The sequence below is a fragment of the Caldisericum exile AZM16c01 genome, assembly GCF_000284335.1.
Taxonomy (GTDB): domain Bacteria; phylum Caldisericota; class Caldisericia; order Caldisericales; family Caldisericaceae; genus Caldisericum; species Caldisericum exile.
This window is the reverse complement of record NC_017096.1, coordinates 65,226-83,283: the sequence shown is the minus strand read 5'-3', so window position 1 is coordinate 83,283 and position 18,058 is coordinate 65,226. Positions and strand designations below refer to the sequence as shown.

At 34.1% G+C, this 18,058-nt stretch carries 20 protein-coding genes and 2 pseudogenes; 15 read left to right on the top strand and 7 right to left on the bottom strand.

The window, feature by feature from the left end; all coding sequences use genetic code 11:
* Positions 1 to 173: 173 nt before the first annotated feature.
* The 3 genes from CSE_RS00385 to CSE_RS00375 are packed head-to-tail and all read right to left on the bottom strand — an operon-like array spanning position 174 to position 3,506.
* The gene (locus tag CSE_RS00385; protein ID WP_014452627.1) at positions 174 to 1,373 is read right to left on the bottom strand and encodes an ABC transporter permease; all 1,200 of its coding nucleotides are present in this window, start codon (positions 1,371 to 1,373) and stop codon (positions 174 to 176) included.
* Positions 1,366 to 2,577, bottom strand: coding sequence for an ABC transporter permease (locus CSE_RS00380; RefSeq protein ID WP_014452626.1), 1,212 nt, complete (start codon positions 2,575 to 2,577; stop codon positions 1,366 to 1,368). The genes CSE_RS00385 and CSE_RS00380 overlap by 8 nt, the downstream gene beginning before the upstream one ends.
* Positions 2,574 to 3,506, bottom strand: coding sequence for an ABC transporter ATP-binding protein (locus CSE_RS00375; protein ID WP_014452625.1), 933 nt, complete (start codon positions 3,504 to 3,506; stop codon positions 2,574 to 2,576). Before CSE_RS00375 ends, CSE_RS00380 begins: the two co-directional genes overlap by 4 nt.
* 592 nt (positions 3,507 to 4,098) lie before the next feature.
* Here CSE_RS00375 and CSE_RS00370 point away from each other — a divergent pair.
* The 10 genes from CSE_RS00370 to CSE_RS00325 all read left to right on the top strand — a co-directional run bounded on the left by CSE_RS00370 (position 4,099) and on the right by CSE_RS00325 (position 12,611).
* Positions 4,099 to 4,752 (top strand): hypothetical protein, encoded by a 654-nt coding sequence (locus CSE_RS00370; protein ID WP_014452624.1) that lies wholly within the window; start codon positions 4,099 to 4,101, stop codon positions 4,750 to 4,752.
* Positions 4,753 to 4,800: 48 nt separating this feature from the next.
* Positions 4,801 to 5,691, top strand: coding sequence for a hypothetical protein (locus CSE_RS00365; protein WP_156785875.1), 891 nt, complete (start codon positions 4,801 to 4,803; stop codon positions 5,689 to 5,691).
* A 641-nt stretch (positions 5,692 to 6,332) separates the two neighbouring features.
* Positions 6,333 to 6,761: a hypothetical protein gene (locus CSE_RS00360; protein WP_041725995.1), complete on the top strand. Its 429-nt coding sequence runs from the start codon at positions 6,333 to 6,335 to the stop codon at positions 6,759 to 6,761.
* Positions 6,762 to 6,933: 172 nt separating this feature from the next.
* Complete coding sequence (locus tag CSE_RS00355) at positions 6,934 to 7,134, top strand: hypothetical protein (protein ID WP_014452621.1); 201 nt, start codon at positions 6,934 to 6,936, stop codon at positions 7,132 to 7,134.
* 54 nt (positions 7,135 to 7,188) lie between these two features.
* Entirely contained in the window at positions 7,189 to 8,148 is a 960-nt protein-coding gene (locus tag CSE_RS00350; protein ID WP_014452620.1) for a hypothetical protein, read from the top strand.
* Positions 8,149 to 8,592: 444 nt separating this feature from the next.
* On the top strand, positions 8,593 to 9,129 hold the full coding sequence (locus CSE_RS00345) for a hypothetical protein (RefSeq protein WP_014452618.1): 537 nt from the start codon (positions 8,593 to 8,595) through the stop codon (positions 9,127 to 9,129).
* Positions 9,130 to 9,415: 286 nt separating this feature from the next.
* Positions 9,416 to 10,075, top strand: coding sequence for a hypothetical protein (locus tag CSE_RS00340; RefSeq protein ID WP_014452617.1), 660 nt, complete (start codon positions 9,416 to 9,418; stop codon positions 10,073 to 10,075).
* Between the two features lie 334 nt (positions 10,076 to 10,409).
* Positions 10,410 to 11,021, top strand: a complete 612-nt coding sequence (locus tag CSE_RS00335; protein WP_156785874.1) for a hypothetical protein — start codon at positions 10,410 to 10,412, stop codon at positions 11,019 to 11,021.
* Positions 11,022 to 11,031: 10 nt separating this feature from the next.
* A complete protein-coding gene (locus CSE_RS00330; protein WP_014452615.1) occupies positions 11,032 to 12,291 on the top strand; it encodes an NHL repeat-containing protein in 1,260 nt (419 codons plus the stop codon).
* A gap of 11 nt (positions 12,292 to 12,302) precedes the next feature.
* Positions 12,303 to 12,611, top strand: a complete 309-nt coding sequence (locus tag CSE_RS00325; RefSeq protein WP_014452614.1) for a hypothetical protein — start codon at positions 12,303 to 12,305, stop codon at positions 12,609 to 12,611.
* Between the two features lie 646 nt (positions 12,612 to 13,257).
* Here the strand turns inward: CSE_RS00325 and CSE_RS00320 are convergent.
* Positions 13,258 to 13,533, bottom strand: a complete 276-nt coding sequence (locus tag CSE_RS00320; protein ID WP_014452599.1) for a hypothetical protein — start codon at positions 13,531 to 13,533, stop codon at positions 13,258 to 13,260.
* A gap of 434 nt (positions 13,534 to 13,967) precedes the next feature.
* Here CSE_RS00320 and CSE_RS08625 point away from each other — a divergent pair.
* The 4 genes and pseudogenes from CSE_RS08625 to CSE_RS00305 all read left to right on the top strand — a co-directional run.
* Positions 13,968 to 14,414: pseudogene (locus CSE_RS08625) on the top strand (RepB family plasmid replication initiator protein); the annotation flags it as partial.
* The gene (locus CSE_RS08620; protein WP_331370604.1) at positions 14,391 to 14,867 is read left to right on the top strand and encodes a replication initiation protein; all 477 of its coding nucleotides are present in this window, start codon (positions 14,391 to 14,393) and stop codon (positions 14,865 to 14,867) included. The pseudogene CSE_RS08625 and the gene CSE_RS08620, both read left to right, overlap by 24 nt.
* Positions 14,868 to 14,887: 20 nt before the next feature.
* A complete protein-coding gene (locus CSE_RS00310) occupies positions 14,888 to 15,187 on the top strand; it encodes a hypothetical protein (protein WP_156785873.1) in 300 nt (99 codons plus the stop codon).
* Positions 15,188 to 15,291: 104 nt separating this feature from the next.
* Positions 15,292 to 15,528, top strand: a complete 237-nt coding sequence (locus tag CSE_RS00305; RefSeq protein ID WP_014452610.1) for an HU family DNA-binding protein — start codon at positions 15,292 to 15,294, stop codon at positions 15,526 to 15,528.
* A 320-nt stretch (positions 15,529 to 15,848) separates the two neighbouring features.
* Here CSE_RS00305 and CSE_RS00300 read toward each other — a convergent pair whose 3' ends face one another.
* Both CSE_RS00300 and CSE_RS00295 read right to left on the bottom strand, forming a co-directional pair.
* Positions 15,849 to 16,163 (bottom strand): hypothetical protein, encoded by a 315-nt coding sequence (locus tag CSE_RS00300; protein WP_014452609.1) that lies wholly within the window; start codon positions 16,161 to 16,163, stop codon positions 15,849 to 15,851.
* Positions 16,159 to 16,884 (bottom strand): annotated as a pseudogene (locus tag CSE_RS00295) (AAA family ATPase); the annotation flags it as partial. The pseudogene CSE_RS00295 and the gene CSE_RS00300, both read right to left, overlap by 5 nt.
* A 277-nt stretch (positions 16,885 to 17,161) precedes the next feature.
* Here CSE_RS00295 and CSE_RS00290 point away from each other — a divergent pair.
* Positions 17,162 to 17,434, top strand: coding sequence for an HU family DNA-binding protein (locus CSE_RS00290; protein WP_014452606.1), 273 nt, complete (start codon positions 17,162 to 17,164; stop codon positions 17,432 to 17,434).
* Between the two features lie 385 nt (positions 17,435 to 17,819).
* Here CSE_RS00290 and CSE_RS00285 read toward each other — a convergent pair whose 3' ends face one another.
* A complete protein-coding gene (locus tag CSE_RS00285; protein WP_014452604.1) occupies positions 17,820 to 18,020 on the bottom strand; it encodes a hypothetical protein in 201 nt (66 codons plus the stop codon).
* Between the last annotated feature and the right edge of the window lie 38 nt (positions 18,021 to 18,058).

Below are 18,058 nucleotides of genomic sequence, written 5' to 3'. Positions count from 1 at the left end.
CCAATTTTCAACCTTGTATTGACTGACTGGTCAGTCATATTATAATGCATTTTGTAGATTTTGCAAGAAAAACTGAAATTTAAAAGAATTCCCAAGCAAAAATTTACTCAAAAATATTTTTAAGATTAGCCTTTAACTAAAGGCAAATTCGTAATTGTTGAATGTTTTTAAATTTACTTAGCGGAATTTTTACTCACAAGTAGAATTATAGAAACTAAAAGCGAAACTATCCCAACAAGAAATAGAACAAGTAAATTTTTTGATACCTCATATAATCCTCTATTCAAAAAATACAAACGGTTAAATGAATCAAGTACATAAAATTGGGGTGTAAACCTTGCGATTACTTTCATAATAGGTGGCATTATTTCAACAGGCCACCAACTTCCTCCAAGAACACTCAAAACCATTGAAAGAGCAATTCCATAGACAGACACTTCGCTTGTCTTTCTTGAAAATGTAAAGACAACCATCGATAATGACGCAATACAAAATATGTATATAACAAAAGAAAATGTGATGAGTGGATTTTTAAAATAATCAACCGATAAAACAAACTGGCCAAACAGTGAGAGTATTAAAAATTGAATAAAGCCTACAATAAAAAGATACAAGAAATAACCAGTAATTATTGATACTTTACTTATTGGAAACGTTAATAATCTTTTAAATAGTCCTTTTTCTTTCTCAAATATAAGGTAGCCTGAAGCGAAGAAAATATCCATCATAAGAAACATCGATAGAAACCCAGGAGAAGTTTGGACAAATCCTTCGGGAATAATTTGTTTTGAAGATGAATTTAAGTACTCAACGGATACAGATGGGAATTCTTCAAGATAAGTGTTTGATAAAACGAATGCAATTTTTTCAAGTTTTACTTTATTTTGCTCAGGAATTCCAAGTTCTTTTACAAGAGAATCTGCTGCCAAAGTTGCCTGGACATCAATTGAAAGCCTTGTTAAGATCTTTCTAAATTTACTCTCCGCCAACTTTGAAGAGGAATTTAAAGAAGTAAATGCATAAATTTCTACACTTTTATGGGCTCTTAGATCTTCCGCCAAACTATAAGGAAAAACAAGCCCTAACTCAATATCTTCGCTCCTTACGGCACGTTTTAGGCTCTCCTCATCGCTATATGTGTAAAGTTTTACACCACTTTCCCTTGTAAGTGCTTCAATCAAAAATTGCCCATACTCGCTTTTATCAAGAGAACAAACGCCAATGTTTATAAAAGAATTCTTAGAATTTTCCTGAACAATCCCAAGAAGGAAAGTCCACAATATTGGTACAACGATAAGCCATAGGAGAAACCCGTTGTCTTTAAAACTCACGTATAGGTTTTTCTTCAATATCGCAAAAACGCTTTTAAACATAATCTCTCCTTGAAAAATTTACTAAGGAAAGCAAAAGAAAAACGCAACCAAATATAGTAAGAATAACGAGACTTTTTGAAATATACGTGAAACTATCACCATATAAAAGGGATATGTATACGTTTATTGCCCATCTATTTGGAATAATCATTGATAACTTCTTTAGGAAATCCGGAAAGAGAAATAAAGGCCACATTGACCCTCCTAAAAAACCAAACACAAGTGCAACAATAGGACCAATTGAAGAAATTTCACTTTCACTTTTTGTTAAAGAGGCAAGTAGTAGCGAAAGTGACGAAAATGTAAAAACTGTAATAATGGAAACAATTAACAGATTTAAAATGTTTCCCCAACGGACTCCGTAAACAAAATAAGAAAAAAGAATAATAAGAAGCATTTCAATAAACCCCATTAGAAACACGCCAAGCACTTTCCCCGCAAAAATTTGAATCTTGCTTATAGGTGCAGTAAGAAGCCTGTAAAGTGTGTTATAGCGCATTTCCTCAAAGAACGCTTCAGAAAACATATTTGTTGCAAACATAATGTACATAACACCAATTCCAACTGAATAATACTCAAATGAAGAGATAGACCTAGTTGTTGCAAGTTGTGTGTTTAGTTTGAGAAGATCCGTTCTTTCTTTTGATAACGCATCCGAAAGTTCTTTAAAAAACGAATTTAACGCTTCATAACTTATTTGTGATTTATCATTTATCCTATTTGAAAGTACCCCAACAAGGCCATTCAAAATTGCTCTATAACGCATTACATTAAGTGCAAAAATTTCACTCACCTCTTTTACAAAATTGGGTTTAATTGACTCATTTGGGTTTCCATAGACGTATATTTTTGCATCCTCATTTTCATATACCTTTCTTGAAAAGTCTTTATCAATATATACAAATGCAGAAACATCGCCTTCATCTAAAAGTTTCTTTCCTTCATCTACAGAGCTAACATTTTTAATTATTATTATATCTTTTAACTCTTCGCCCTTAAAGACGTCGTTCAGAAATATTTTCCCAAGATCGTTATCTTCAATTAATACCGCAATATTCACTTCAAACGGTTCATAACTAAACGAAAATGTCGAACTTATAAAGAAAATAAGTAGCAATGGTAAAAGTAAAACTGTAAAAATAAACCTAACATCACGAAAACGAATTTTTATATCTTTAAAGGCAACTGCAAGAATTTTCCTCATTCCCTAAGTGCTCTCCCAGTCAGTGCAAGGAAAACTGTTTCAAGGTCTGGCTCTTTGATAGAGATTGATCTTATCTTTGTAGTAACTGAAATAACTTTTATGAGTTCTGGAAGCACAACGTTCGTGCCGTTTACTACAATTTTTATGCTTTTCTGTGCCACCTCAACACTTTTAACGCCCTCGATCTTTAAAATTTTCTCTTTTGTTGAGTTATTCACCTCTTCTTCCAAAGAAAGTTCAATGACATCCTTTTCGGAAACAATCGCCTTAAGTTCCTGAAGTGTTCCTAATGCTTTCAGTTTACCAAAATCAATAATAGCGATCCGATTGCAAAGATACTCTACTTCGTCCATATAATGGCTTGTATAGATAACAGTAATACCTGAATCTTTATTTAGTTCCTTTATTGATTCAAGAATGTTTGCTCTCGTTTGTGCGTCTACGCCAACAGTTGGCTCATCCAAAATCAAAACCTTTGGCTCTGGAAGAAGACCAACTGCAATATTAAGTCTTCTTTTCATACCTGTTGACAAAGTATCCACTCGACTTTTTGCTCGCTCCTTAAGTTGAACGATATCCAAAACTTTTTCGATTGCACTTTTCTTGTTTTTTACGCCATATAAATCCGTAAAAAACGAAAGATTTTCATAGACAGTTAAGGTTGGGTATAGTGCTATATCCTGAGGCACAACTCCAATTAACTTCTTAACTTTGCCTTGTTCTTTTACAACAGAATGGCTAAGTATAAACGCATCGCCTTCATCTGGCTTAATAAGTGTTGATAATATCGAGATAGTTGTTGTCTTTCCTGCACCATTTGGTCCTAAAAGGCCAAAGATTTCTCCCTCTTTAACGGAAAAACTCAACTTAGAAACTGCAAGAATACTTCCGTAACTTTTTGAAATATTTTTTACCTCAACTATATCCATTTTGCTCTCCTTTATTTCAACATTATACTAAAAAACTTTTGCAATAAAACATTCAAATTTTAAACGTTCAATAAATACTATGTTATTTGATATGCATTTTGAACTTGTTTCGAAAAATTCAAATTTAAAAAATCATAATTTAAAATACTAATTTAGTATCATATAAAGCAAAGAGACATCATACTTAATTTAAATAAGTCTCCCAATTTTGGTCTAAAAAGATTTCAAATTTTTAGAGGAAATTAAGGATAAGCAGCCGAAACAAATGAATACACTTTGAAATTTGTCGAGTTAGGAACTTTTTAAAAAAATTCTTTTAAAATTACGGAACTTTTTTTAAGGTTTTTGTATCTATATTATGAGAGGAAAAATCTTTTAGGGAAATTTTTAAAAGTCTTGACGGAAGAGATTGATAAAATAAAGTGAAAAGGAAAATGACTTTTTGGGGAGTTTGAGGGGTGTAGTTTACCCCTCAATGTAAGGGCAAGGCTCCGAGGAAAAGGAGGTAAAAAGGGAAAAAAGAAAAAAGGGTAGATAAAATCAAATTTTAAGAAAAGAGAAATTAAAATAAAATTTTAACTAGGAGGTAAAAATGAAGAAAAAAAACATAGCAATTTTATTAATTGTTTTGGCAGTTGCAGGAATAGTACTTTATAGATCTATAGCAACTTACTTTACAATGAGGTATATAGACACTCATTCTTTTGCAATACCTATGCTCTTGACATCCCAATTACGTGATCCAAAGATAGCAAAAGAGTATAATACTAAGGGTTATATTGATATAAGCCTCTCTCCTAATTCTCCATTAAAGGAATATTCTCTTCCAAAACCAAAGAAGGGCGTCTACCTTTTGAAAAAAGGCGAAAAACTTACCATACCACTGCTTTTAACGTTTGTAAGTTATGATCCAACCGTAACCGAAGCCCATGTAAAGTTTGATCCCAAAGATATGTCAGGTGGACAGGTTGAAGTTTATTACCCAATAAGAGATAAAGATGGAAATGTCAAGGGAACCGATAAAGTAAATATTAACGACTACATTAGTTTTAATAAAAAGTCAGTTACGATTAAGGCGGGACAATCTGTCGATGTTGTAATGACCTTAAGCATTCCTAAAGATTTTCCTAATGATGTACAGCCCTTCACTTTAAATCCTTATGGAATAATTTGCGAAGATACAAATGTAGTCTTGATACCAAATGACTCAGAACTTGCTCCAAGTTTTAGCATTTGTACATTTTAATTAGAGGAGGAGAACATGAGCAAAGTTTTACGCATTTTTGTTTGCAGCATGTATTGCTTGTTTTTAATTTTTGTACTTCCGAGTCTCATCTGCGCTGAGCAAGCACAACCTTATGTAGGTGGTTACTTTAATAATAGCTTCACAACTACTAATAAAGTCATTGCTTCAATTAGTTATCAATCTACAAATCCACAGCTCATAGGAACTAATACGTGGCTTGGTGGTGTTATAAGTGTAGCTGGAGCTACTGGAACGGGAAACACACAAACAGGATGCATCTTCCAAAACGGAGTGGCATTATATAATAATGGAAGCACTACAGGAAACATTAATTGGGCTCCTCAGTGGTGGAAGATTGATGGTACTTATCAAATTGGGCAAAGCAACAACATAGCCTCAGTTTCTTATCCAGCTTTTTACGAGAGAATGGAAGTGAGTGGCTCGAATATTATTTATAAACTCTATGCATATCCCAATCTTTCAGCTCTTCAGTATGATGCACCAGTAATTTATTCATGGAGTAGCTCTGCTTTTTCTTCTACCACTTTCCTTGTTGGAACATCTACTGTTTATATAAACCAAATTCCTGTCACTTTTAAACATTTCCAATTTGGTGTTGAAAGCCCTAACGTTGTGAACAACACAAATTGGAGAGCACTAATAAGCAAGGTAGGTTATTATGCGACAGGAGGATGGAAATTTCAACCTGCTGAAACATGTCTTGGGAATGGCGCTTTAATTACCTATGTTATAAATGGCCAGACGCTGTACTACACGAAAGTTGGATCTCTAGACTATACAGGTGCTAACATTGACACTTCTTCTACATATAATGATAGTGTTGACTGGGAATGGAGCGGCACAACAATAACTCCTGATACTTATCTCTGGTATGGAAGTGGTAGCGTAAGTGATTCTGTAAGTAAACCATATAATTAAGAACTAATTTAAGTAATGTAGTTTTTACGAGTAAGTTCTGTAAAAATTATCCCTTTAAATCCCTCTGATTAGGCGAATTGTGGGTAGATAGAATATAAAAACTCTACTCGCCACTATATTTGAGCTCCCATGGGCACAGAGCCCGATGAGAGAGAAAATTTTACTTAAAAAGGATTTTAATACCATTAACGAGCGGTTAAACTACTTAGATAAAATTGTAAAATAGATTGATAGATTGAATGTAAAATAGCCCTGCCTTAAACAAGAAAAATTGAAAACCGTGAAACTACTGCACTCTAAAAAGGCATATGACGAGATCCGTAAATTTGCACAAAAATTCCATAAAAATTGTAGAACTTTTTTGGAGTTTGAGAGTCTTATTATATGAGGAAGGATTTTTGCTTAAAGTGCAAAATGAATTTCACTAAAACCAAAAATCTCTTAAAAATGTATTGACAAGAGAGAGTATAAAATAAGGTATAAACAGGAGCGGAATCTCCCTCGGGATTGGAGGTGATGCTTTAAACCGAGGGCAAGGCTCTGAGATAAGGAGGAAAGGCGAAGAAAGATTTTATTAGAAAAGATAGCAAATGTTGAATTTGAAAAAGAAAATAAAAAATATTGTACAAGGAGGCATTGAAATGGAAAAATACAAGTCATTAAATGCAGTTGTATTTATACTTTCTCTATCAATATGCGGACTATCGTTTTTCAATATTTATAAAGCAAGTGCTTCTGGTGGCTTAATACTTTATAGCGGCTTTGACGGCGTAGACGGGTATCAGTCGATAGGAGGTTGCAATTTTGGAGACCGTTATGGAGTTGAATATGTAAACAAATTAAAGAGTGCACTTGGTTCAGGCATCTTTATCAATTCATTTTCACATGCTGATAAATATGCATGGGAAAGTGACTTAACTGGTATTAATGCAAATTCTGTTGATTTTTTGCTTTTGCTGGACACGGAGTCAGTGCCAATTTTTTGGGTAACGGAAATGCAGCAGCACATTTTTTTACTCAAAATAGCAGCAATCCACCTTATCATCCTTCACGTTATGCCGATGCTGTAAATGCAGATTGGAGTGAAATTTCATGGGGTTCCCATGGAGGAAGCGGCTATCGTATAAAATGGGCTACAATGTATTGTTGTAATTTCCTGACAAATTTTGGTAATCAAACTTATTACAATAATCTAAAGCATATTTTTAATGGGGTACATCTTGTTATGGGTTTGCAAGTGGAATGTGGTTAGATTCGAACGAAGGTACTAAATACGGCCAGCTCATTGCACAGGACAATTCTTTTAAATATTCATTTTTTACTGCATCTTATGAGTATCAGAACGGACACTTATCAAATACAATCGCAAGAGTAATGGGAGCAAACATTTCTAAAGATGATAAATGGGATAATTATAGTTCGGACCCAGACCCTTTCTTGTAACACCCAGAGGAACATTCATACTGGGATGAGCAGATTAACTAAAGGAGGCGAGTAATGAAAAACAATATTAAAATTTTCATTATAACTGTTTTTATCATTGTAGCAAGCTTATCATTTTCTGGATGCACTAAAAATAAATATAGTGAAAACCCTGAATTACTTCCTTCACTTAAATTGCCTTCTTATGGTGGTTTCATCCCACACGATTTTGGTGTACAATTGGGTACAGATGTATCAAACCCTCCGCATGAGGCGCTTGTGTATAAAGTTGAGTCTATCAAAATTGATGAAAAAGGAACTGGAAAACTCTGCGCGATATTTGGCATAGACATAAACGCAATTTCGAAAGAAGATGAGAATACCGTAATAAGAAAACAGGCAGGCAACACTTTAACTATTTATAAAAAAACGGGCTTTTTTGAATTTGGTACACAGAATTTATACGATTATACTCCAGGCAAAGAAGTCCCAGGAGATGAAGAATGTCTTGCTTTAGCGAAATCATTTGTAGACAAATACAAGCTCTTACCAGAACTTTATCAATATAGAACCTCCATTAGCAACATAACATATCACCCTTCATTTAATGAAGAAATTATCATTGATAAAGTTATTACTTTCCACCCAACTATCGATAATAAAGAGATTACCGGTCCAAAATTTGGACTTATAATTGGAGACAAGGGCAAAGTTGAAGGTTTAGTTTCGACTTTATATACCCTTACTCCTATTGGAAATTATACTTTAAAGTCTACTGACGAAGTAGTCAAACAACTTAAAAATAACGAAGTAACAGCATGGAAAGTCGAACTTGAAAATCCCGAAGCAGAAAAAGTAATTATTGATAAAATTGAGACAGAATATTATGGAGATATTGGCACAACACTTGAGTTAGGAGAAGAATTCGTCCAGCCTGTTTACAAACTTTCTGGCGAAATCTTATACAAAAATGGGGATAAGGGAAAGTTTGAAGCTTTTATTCCTGCAGTAAGTAGTCAATTTATACAGCATTAGTTTATCACACTTGTTTTTTTAATAAATGGCCCTAACTTTTAGTTAGGGCTTTCCAATTCTATTAGTACAATTATAAATTTAACTTAGAATGGAAAGAAACTTGCAAATGTTTGCTATGATTGTCCAAAATCTTATATTGGTGCTTATAAATCTTTAGAATTCCTTAAAAGTTCATCAAACTTTTTTGAATGTCTCATATTTATTATATAAGAGGAAAAATTTTGAGGGAATTTTTTTAAAACTCTTGACGGAAGAGATTGATAAAATAAAGTGAAAAGGAAGATGACTTTTTGGGGAGTATTGAGGGGTGCAGTTCAACCCCTCAAATTGAGGCAAGGCTCCGAGGTAAAGGAGGTAGAGATAGGCAAAAAGAGGACGAAAAGTGAAAGGAAAAAGACGGAATTTTAAAAAAAGTTGAAGTAAAATTTTAATAAGGAGGTTAAGATGAAGAAAATAAAGTTAATTTTAGTTGTTTTAGTATTAACACTCTTGTTTACTAACGCAGGAGGTCTTAATGTTAAAGCATATGATGATCAACAAGCGTATATAGAGCGATACAATCTTAACCATATTCAGTATCTTTTGAATGAAGCATTTAACAAAGCAGTTTTACTGAACAAGAATAGTACATCTACAAAACCAAGTGTTTCACCAGATGGAGGAAGTTTTTATACCGAAAGGTTTGATCATTATGTATTCGGAAATGGATATAAACAATTAAGAGGATACCTTATTAATTATGTAGTTGCAAGAGGTGGCCCACAAATGATTGAGGTTTCAACAGACTATTTAAGATCGTACACGGGAAGTATCCAGGTAAATGGAGAAGTAACAACCGAGTTAAAGAATGCTATAATAGGTGCTATTCAAGCGAAACTTGGTGTAGCTACAACTTGGCAGACCACAGCACAATCAAACATTCATATAGGCTCTACTGCACAAGTGCTAGCAGAAACTGATACTTACACGCTCAGCATGTAGTATATTGCAGTTTCTTCATCTGGAATTGCATATTATCGTTGGTATACAGTTGATGGACATACCGGGATCGATGCAAGGCCCTGTGGTTCATTAGTGCCCTGCACAACTGCAAACGGAAATTATCCAATATATTTTGATTTCCATAAAGGTTCTAATCCTTAATATGTAAAAAAAAGAAAGGGGAAGAGATGAACAAACGACTATTAAACAAAAAAAGATTTTTATCTATGTTTTTGTATTAATTGCTGTTATTGTAGTTGCGTTTTTCTTTCCTCAGTATCATAGGTTGCGTTCATATGAAGATTTCTACAAAAAAGTTATTTCACTTCAACATCTTAAAACTGACTCTTTTGAAGTTGAACCACTGCAACCAATGTTTGGTGGCTGTCAGTACATTTTTACTGAAATAGACATTTCGAAAATTCGGAATACTAACATCCAAGAGTTATCAAATGATTCGTTAAAGAAATATTATTATTCATCGTTTGTTCCCCTTTTTTATTTTGGCAAAATTGACGCCAAAAATTACTTTTCCAAAAAATACAATCTTTTTCCTAATGTAAAATTAAATGGAACAGAAGGTTTTTCTGGAGCTTTTTTTGAAAGATTTTATAACCGTCCGAAACACATCTTAGCGATGATATTTCTCCAGTATACTCCTGAAATAAAAGGCAATAGATTTATAACATCAATAGTACCTTTAGATTTTGCGGTAAATGGCGTTGTTGATAATCCTCAAAACGAATTGTTCAAAAGTGAAATTATAAAACATTTTGGCAATATTCAGACAAATATTTCCGAAAATATTACGGTCTATTCTTCGGATAACCTAATTGCAACTATTTACCTTATTACACCAAAAAACAACTCAAAAAGTATATCGCTTACTCCTTCAACTTCCGTTTTAAACCTGTTAAAAAGTATCGAGGAAATAATCACACAATAGTTATCCTACTAAAATCAGCGTTTTATGTCGATGAAAATCTTCAAATTCACGGAACTTTTTTGGCAGTTTGACAGTCTTATATATGAGAGGAGAAATTTAGGAGAAGAATATTAGCACAGAAATAAATCTGCTGAGAAGAATCACAGATTATAGAGTAATAAAATAGCAGAATTATTAAAAGGTATGCTTTAAAGGAGATTGGGTAATATGAGGGTAGCATAAAAAGTAAACAGAAAGTTGAATTTTGAACAAAAATATCAAGATTTTAAGGAGGTTAATCATGGAAAAGGTAATTATTATAAGTTTAATCTTTACAACTCTTGGGTTGTTCTCGTTGCAAAATTGTTTAGCTGTCAACGGTAATTACAGTTTTGCTGGTGTACAAATTAGCGCTATGAACTATGACGGAATCAAGGCAACTATTTCTTATGCAAACCCTAATCTTGTATCAAACAATGACTTTTCGGGCGAGAATATAAGCTTAGCAGACAACAATGGTTCTTGGGTTGAAGTAGGATGGATGAAAGATCCTAACAAAGGGGCTTATTCTCCAATGGCTTTTCTTGAGAATATGGTTGTTAATGACACAATAATATTTTATTCACTAACTCCTACTACACATACATATGAATTGGTTTTCGTTGGAAGAAGGACAGACAATAGTGCTGTTTTTCGTTTCTATTTGGACGGTAATTTAATGTATGGAACAGGGATAATGGCCCCACAAGATCTATGGCCACAAGCAAAAGGTGAAGTATATAATACTACTGCATCATACTCAGATATGGGACCTGCAAGTATTTCAAACATACAATTAAGATATGCAGGTTCTTATGTGTTTTGGAAAGACCAATATCCGACTTTAAATACAACTACTTTTGCATATCTTCCATACCAGTTATTTATTTTTGATAAGTATTACAATATTGGTAATAAAAAACAATAAGGAGGCCAAAATGAAAAATATAATAAAGCTCTTTATAGTTATTATCGTAGCCTTCGCAATAATTATCTCTCCTGTATGGATTAGAACAAGAACATTGAAGATAAGAAATGCAACTCTTGATGTTTCTAATATCGAGACAGTTAAGGCAATAAATAAACAGTTCAAAATGGTTGAAGTTAATAAACCGAATATTCCACTAACAAGAGGTGTCTTTTACGATCCTTATGGTGATTATTTAAATTATCTTCATTTTAATAATGACCAGCAAAGTTGGGTCCTCACGATTACTTCTCTTGACGGAAGAATAGTAAGAACTATTGATTTAGGTGCGCATAAATCAGGCTCTAGTGGGCGTGGCAAGATCTGCTTTGATAAGAATACCATTTATGTTGGGGTTGACGAAATGATTATTTTTATTAGAAGAAATGATTACTCAGTCGAAAGAATACAACTTCCTCCTCGGAAATATGATATAAAAAGTGACCATATACCAAACACGGACACAAGCGATAGTTCAATTATAGACATAGAAAAAGTCGGCAAATATATTGCAATATCGAGGAATAATGCAAATGGGATTCTTCTCTTTGATGTTGATAGAAGAAAATTTGACGAATGGAAACTACCAGAGGAATTTGGTTCAGTGAACAAGCTCATAAAGTTTAGTGAAGATATACTCTTCGTGACAAATTTCTATTCAGGGAAAGGTAGTTATTTAATACAGGACCAATTTGGGAAATTAAATCTCGCAACAAGAGAGTTTGATATTTTCTCACAACCAGTGCAGAAGCTTTTTGTCGTGGAAAACAACGTATGGGGAGTCGATATAAAGGGTAACTTATTCGTTTTAGACAATGAATTAAGACATATAAAAACATATAACTTGGGTGTGTTTATTGTATCTGGAGTAGTACATTCAAATGGAAAAATTTGGTTTGTTGGAAGCGATGTCGATTCAATAGACGGCAAACCTCTCCTTTCAACAGTAAGTGATGATCCTCCAACAGATGCGGTAGAAGTTATAAATTTGAAAACCGATAAGCAGATTCTCTTTATTGGGTGTTTTGATCCCACAAAAGAGGATCTTGTAAAAAGCTATCTTCCAATATCTAAACCAATGCCCGTTATAGGAATACATTCTCCTAACATAAACTTAGAGAAGATCAACGGCGAATTCAAGAGTTCCATTGCTATACCAACTGGCATAATAGATGCCGAAACACACGGATTGTTCTTATTTGCCGACAAAGTGTTTCAAATTAATAGATAAAGTAACTATTAATGACAGAGGCAGTGCTTAAGCCTCCATTTTATATTGCCTGGGATGATTGGAGCCCGACATGTAGAGGTGTTTCTCCAAGCGGGAGATTCATCACGTTTGAGGGACTACCAAAGCTCTTTGATAGGGATACTAATATGTTGATTGAGTATAGAGGTGCATGGGACACATTTACTTCAGAAAATATTATAGTCTCTGAAAATAGCATAGGTGTTCCTAAAGATATTTATCGTGGGCCTGTCGAGTGGATAAATGTCACATATATTGATAAACTGCTTGAAGTATTGCACAGCCAAGAAAACAAACCTTAATACTTTCACTCGTTTACAATAATTAGATTTTAGTACAAGAAGATAAGACAAGAGCTCGGGCATTGTGGAGTAAGACTTGTTCCCCATCAGGATTTCTATCTCATAGCCCCTGAAAGTGGAGACATTGTAGGCTTGGGAGGCAATGTAGTAAAGTGGATACTGCCAAAACAAAATTAAAGCTCCCACACCGAACTTTTTTCACTCTCAAACGTTTAACCCTCCGTAATCTGCACTTTTTATGAGCGGATTCTTTGTATGAAGAAATGATTTTATGAAAAAGTTAAAAAAATTCTATAAAAATTGTGGAACTTTTTTTGGGAGTTTTTGTATCTATATTATGAGAGAAAAAATTTTTGAGGGAAATTTTTTAAAAGTCTTGACGTAAGAGATTGATAAAATAAAGTGAAAAGGAAGATGACTTTTTGGGAAGTATTGAGAGGTTTAGAATTAGAGTTGTCAATGACTGATAACAAGTTCTTAGGTATATTGGATAGATTAAGTTGTGTTTGATATTTTTCTTCTTGAGATATTCATCAAACTCTCCTAAGAACTCAGAACCAAAATCTCTTTGAACTACCTTTATGCTATCCTTTATTAAATAAACAGTTTCAAGTTTCTTAAAGAAGATTAATGTGTTTCTGCCGTTTTATGATTTAAACTCATATGCAAATTGAAACTTAGAGGATATGTCAACTGCATTGAGGATGTATCTCTTTATTCCTTCTACAAACCTGACGATTGTGTCTATCTCTATGTATCCTAATTCTTTTGGTTTAGGATAAGGCTTTACCTTTAGTTTGTAATTTTTCTTTTTCTTTGCAAATCCACTTTGAGGATTATGGTAGTTTAATCCCTTTGGATATTCTATGAGGTTATACCTTTTGATAACCTTCCTTATTGTTGATATTGAGATAGACTTCATTCATCTTTTACCACAGTAATCATCAATGAATTTCTTCAACTTTTCTTTTCCCATTCTTGGATGCTACTCTTATCTCTCTTATGAAGGATATAATCTCAGGGCTTATTTTCATCTTCCGTAGTTTCTTAGGTCTTCTTGATTTAGGAATGAGACTATCAAGTTTACCCTCTGATTCTCTTAAACACCTCCTCCACCTAAATATGGTTGCTCTTGATACTTGAAGACTTCTACGGCAAGTCTTATACCATGCTTCTTTGAGAACTCAACAACTTTTAACCTAAATTGGGCTTCATCACTTTTAGAGAACTTGGAAGCTCTTATTAATCTTTCTATAGTTTCATTATACAGAGGTAACAGTTTTTCTTTTTAACATATTTCACTCTCCTTTTTCTAAGATAGGAGTCTCATATGTATCGTAACTTGTTCAGAGTAGAAAACTTGGCCGTGTCAAAGGGAAACTCGAACGCAATCAAAGAATTGCCTACAATGTATTCCTAAAAACTGCCTATGAATCGCTCTTACAGAATACAGGTCAAGACACATTCAGGATAGACTTGCGGAAATTCCTCGACCTTGCTGGATTTGACTATGAAATTTATCACTCCCACTTGTTTGAAGATACGGATGAACAGAAAAGTTTAGCAACACTTTTAGGAGAATTACAGGAGAAAAGGTACAAGGTGGAATGGCGGGACCAAAGAAATAAGCCTTATGAAGTTTTGAGCGCATCTTTGCTCTCACAATTTAGAATGAATGAGGATAAAGATTACATTGAATTTGAGTTTCCATCATTCATTCGTGAATCTATTCTTGCTCATCAAAACTTCTACATTCTGTATCTTCCTGTGATCATTTCTATGAAAAGTTCGTACTCTATTGTTCTCTATGAACAGATTTTGCAGCGCAAGAAGTTTGGAGTTTGGTATGTGAAGCTTGAAGACCTTAGAGAGCTTATGGGTGTTGAAAAATATGAATATAAAGAAATAGCAGATTTTGAAAAGCGTATAGTTAAACCAGCTGTTAACGAGATAAACAAAATTATTAATATTTCACTCTCATATGAGAAAATCAAGAAAGGCAGAAACATCGTTGCTTATGAATTTGCATGGGACTTTAGAAATGCAAAAGAGTTGTATACTAACCATAATGAAAAATTGAAAGAAGAAAGTTCTAAAGGCCTTCATAGCGAAGAAATTCAAGAGCTTTTGCAAATTGTTCCTGATCTAGACATCACAATCTTAGAAAGCATTTTGAACCATTTTGACTTTACCAAAGTAAAAAATGCTGTTCTCATAACTGCTGAAAAAAGAAAGAAGATTAAATTGACGATTTGAATGCATATTTGCTTACGCTTTTGAAAAATGGGATCTCTGAAGATTTGCTTTCGGAACAGAAAGAGCAAGAAGAAAAGGAAGCAAAGCTTGAAAAGATGAAAAGGCTTCAAGAAGAGAAAGAAAAGAGAGTTAGAGCTTGGTGGGATCAAAGAGTAAATAAAGAAATAGAGGCAATGTCAGAGGAAGAAAAAGAGAAGATCTGGAAATTTGTTAAGGAAATAGCAGGTTCTTTGAGCCTAGAGACACAGCAAAACATTTTCAGAAGCAGAGTCAAGACTAAGCTCGAATCTCAAGGAGTTAAACCCTCAGATAAAGAATAAGGAGGCGAAAGTATGAGAAAACCAGAACTTCGGGAAGAGGTTGCTAACAAAACAGGCTTTAAAAAAAGGATGTAGAGAAAGTACTCAACGCACTTGCAGAAGTCGTGGCAGAAGCTCTTAGAAAAGGCGATAAAGTGCACCTTTTTAATGATCTTGGCACTTTTGAAATGAGAGAAAGAAAGCAAAGAAATGCTATTAATCCGAGAACAGGCGAAAGAATTATAATTCCAGCAAAGATAGTTCCTCACTTTAAGATTGGCAGAAGACTGAAAGAGGCAGTGAAAAAGGGAAAACCTTCTATTGAAGAAGAAATTCAAGATCAAGAAGATTTTTGGCTGTAGGCCTATAGAAAATTTTTTCCATCGAATCCTATACCCCTAGGAGCTTAATTTGAGGTCAGGGTGATAGTTTAATACCTATGGGGTACTTTTCGTTGAAATTTGAGAGAGTTCTGTACAAAATTATTCCTACTTTTTCATCCATGTTATGAAAAATAGTGTTCTTCCGATTTCCCTGCGAGAACTCTCCTCAATTTATTGAGGAGACAAAAGCAGGAAAAGAGTAACGCAATCTTCTCAATCCGCACTTCTTAGCGGATTTATACAAAAGAGTAAGGAGAGGATTCTTGCAGGTATGTCCTAAAAGTAACTTTAATGCCTGTTTATTCTTTTTCAAAGAACTTTTCTAATGCTTGTTGCATAATCTCATAGCTTTTTTTCTTCTGCATGGCTGCTTGTATTTTGATCTTCACAATTAATTCAGAAGGGAGATATGTAGTGTATTTTATTAGTCTGGTTTCTGTTTTGCTGATAGTTGTTGTTTCATCAGCAACTTTCAAGTTTTCACTCAGCTGGTTTACTGTTTTGTGAGCTTGCTGGCTTGCTAGCTGTGAGCCGAAGAAATCCACGGGTTTTACTGTTCCTCTTGTTATGGGACTTCTTTTTTGCATCAATTTCTCCATTTTTTCCTTATCCATTTAAGATCACCTCCGCTAATTGTTTGTACTCAATACTCCCTTGATGATTAGGACCGAACAAGACCATTGGGATGCCGGCAAGAGTAGCTTCAACATATTTGATACTAAATGGAATTTCTACAGGTAATATGAGTTCACTGTATTTTTCTCTTACTTCGGCAATAACTGATTTTGCAATATTTGTTCTGGTGTTAACCATCGTGAAAAGTATTCCCTTTATTTGGATTTTCGGGTTAAGTCCTTTTTTCACTTTAGATACGTCCTCCATAGCTTGGGTGAGTGCTTGCATTGCCAGAAAATGTGCTTGAAGAGGTATCAATATATACCTTGCGTACGTAATAGCTGCGGCACTCAAGTAGCTTTCAGAAGGTGGCGTGTCAATAATAATATAATCGTAGTTTTCTTCCAATGGTTCGAGTATGCCCTTTAGTACACCTATTTGCGTTGCCTGCATCCCTGCTTCTGTTTTTGCTAGATCAGGATGTGAAGGTAGAATATCCAATCCAAATTCTGTTTTAATAACGACGTCTTCAGGCGAAACATCTATTGAAGTGAAAAGGTCATTTATACTGTGTGACAAGCTCATAGGATTGATGCCCACACTCAATGTGCATTGGCCTGCGGATCTAAATCAACGAGAAGTACGCGTTTCTCTTTTAATCCAAGTGCAGCGGAAAGATTAACTGCAGTCGTTGTTTTACCGCAGCCGCCTTTTCTTAATGTAATTGCATAGCTTTCTGCCATTTTTCTCCTCCTACATTTACCATTTTACTGGCAAATTATACAACAATTTTTCAGAATCAATCTGTATCTGTCAAATTGTTTAAAACAGTTTACCATTTTGCTGGCAAACCAGCAAACCATTTTGCTGGCAAAATTATAATTCCTGTGCAATAAAAACGTGCAAAGCTTTAAAAACCTCTTGACAAGCAAGCAAATTCTCATATATTTAAGTGAAGCAAGCATTTATGCTAATTAAAAAAAGGAGGTGAAAAAGCATGAACAAACCAGAACTTATTTCATCTATTGCTGAAAAAACTGGGATGAAAAAGAAAGATGCTGAAGCAGCGCTTGATGCATTTGTAGCATCATTTAAGGAAGCGCTGAAAAAGGGCGATAAAGTTGCACTTATTGGCTTCGGCTCATTTGGAACAAGGGATAGAAAGAAAAGAGAAGGAGTCAATCCAAGGACCGGCAAAAAGATCTCAATCCCTGCAAAAACAGTTCCATATTTTAAGATTGGAAAAGAGCTGAAAGAAGCAGTAAAATAGAAAAAGATTTTTAAATTTTTATTTCCTAAAATTTAGTGGTAAAATAAAAAAGCGAAAAGCATTTTATCCTCCTGGTGGAGTAGTTTTGTTCTCACCCTCTAAAAACTCCTTTAAGAAGGGCAGTCTGAAAGGGCTGCCTTTTTTAATTCTTTTTCTTCTATTACTATGAAGGATATAAGAAAATAGCATTGGAATTATATTTCTTTCTCCTATTCCCTACAAGTCCTCCCCATCTTTCCCATATTTAATATTATAATATTATAAAATAATAATATTATAATATTCTACTGCTCACAGTAGTAGTATAGATATAATAATAGATAAAGAATAGATATAGGGGTCTGAGAGATAGCATTAAAATTGAGTTATAAGGGTATGCTGGTGCTCAAGTATTAGCAGTTTGGTGCTCAAGGCGTGTGCTTTTTTCAGATGCTCCGAAAAGGCGCATACTCTTTCCAGATACTCCGAAAAATGAGCACATTTCCCCTACCCTGTCAGACAGTGTATCTGATGTTTTCTCAATACTATCTATCCTTATCTCATACGTGTTCTTCTGTTTGTATTTTTTATCATTTTTGGTTATCATACTGTCACCTCGTATGATAGTGCTCAATCACTTAACGG

Bases quoted from the DNA above. Each gene is read 5' to 3' on its own strand.
- CSE_RS00385 (WP_014452627.1), bottom strand. From the start codon at position 1,373: ATGTTTAAAAGCGTTTTTGCGATATTGAAGAAAAACCTATACGTGAGT.
- CSE_RS00380 (WP_014452626.1), bottom strand. From the start codon at position 2,577: ATGAGGAAAATTCTTGCAGTTGCCTTTAAAGATATAAAAATTCGTTTT.
- CSE_RS00375 (WP_014452625.1), bottom strand. From the start codon at position 3,506: ATGGATATAGTTGAGGTAAAAAATATTTCAAAAAGTTACGGAAGTATT.
- CSE_RS00370 (WP_014452624.1), top strand. From the start codon at position 4,099: ATGAAGAAAAAAAACATAGCAATTTTATTAATTGTTTTGGCAGTTGCA.
- CSE_RS00365 (WP_156785875.1), top strand. From the start codon at position 4,801: ATGTATTGCTTGTTTTTAATTTTTGTACTTCCGAGTCTCATCTGCGCT.
- CSE_RS00360 (WP_041725995.1), top strand. From the start codon at position 6,333: ATGGAAAAATACAAGTCATTAAATGCAGTTGTATTTATACTTTCTCTA.
- CSE_RS00355 (WP_014452621.1), top strand. From the start codon at position 6,934: ATGTGGTTAGATTCGAACGAAGGTACTAAATACGGCCAGCTCATTGCA.
- CSE_RS00350 (WP_014452620.1), top strand. From the start codon at position 7,189: ATGAAAAACAATATTAAAATTTTCATTATAACTGTTTTTATCATTGTA.
- CSE_RS00345 (WP_014452618.1), top strand. From the start codon at position 8,593: ATGAAGAAAATAAAGTTAATTTTAGTTGTTTTAGTATTAACACTCTTG.
- CSE_RS00330 (WP_014452615.1), top strand. From the start codon at position 11,032: ATGAAAAATATAATAAAGCTCTTTATAGTTATTATCGTAGCCTTCGCA.
- CSE_RS00325 (WP_014452614.1), top strand. From the start codon at position 12,303: ATGACAGAGGCAGTGCTTAAGCCTCCATTTTATATTGCCTGGGATGAT.
- CSE_RS00320 (WP_014452599.1), bottom strand. From the start codon at position 13,533: ATGAAGTCTATCTCAATATCAACAATAAGGAAGGTTATCAAAAGGTAT.
- CSE_RS08620 (WP_331370604.1), top strand. From the start codon at position 14,391: ATGAAAAGTTCGTACTCTATTGTTCTCTATGAACAGATTTTGCAGCGC.
- CSE_RS00300 (WP_014452609.1), bottom strand. From the start codon at position 16,163: ATGGATAAGGAAAAAATGGAGAAATTGATGCAAAAAAGAAGTCCCATA.
- CSE_RS00290 (WP_014452606.1), top strand. From the start codon at position 17,162: ATGAACAAACCAGAACTTATTTCATCTATTGCTGAAAAAACTGGGATG.
- CSE_RS00285 (WP_014452604.1), bottom strand. From the start codon at position 18,020: ATGATAACCAAAAATGATAAAAAATACAAACAGAAGAACACGTATGAG.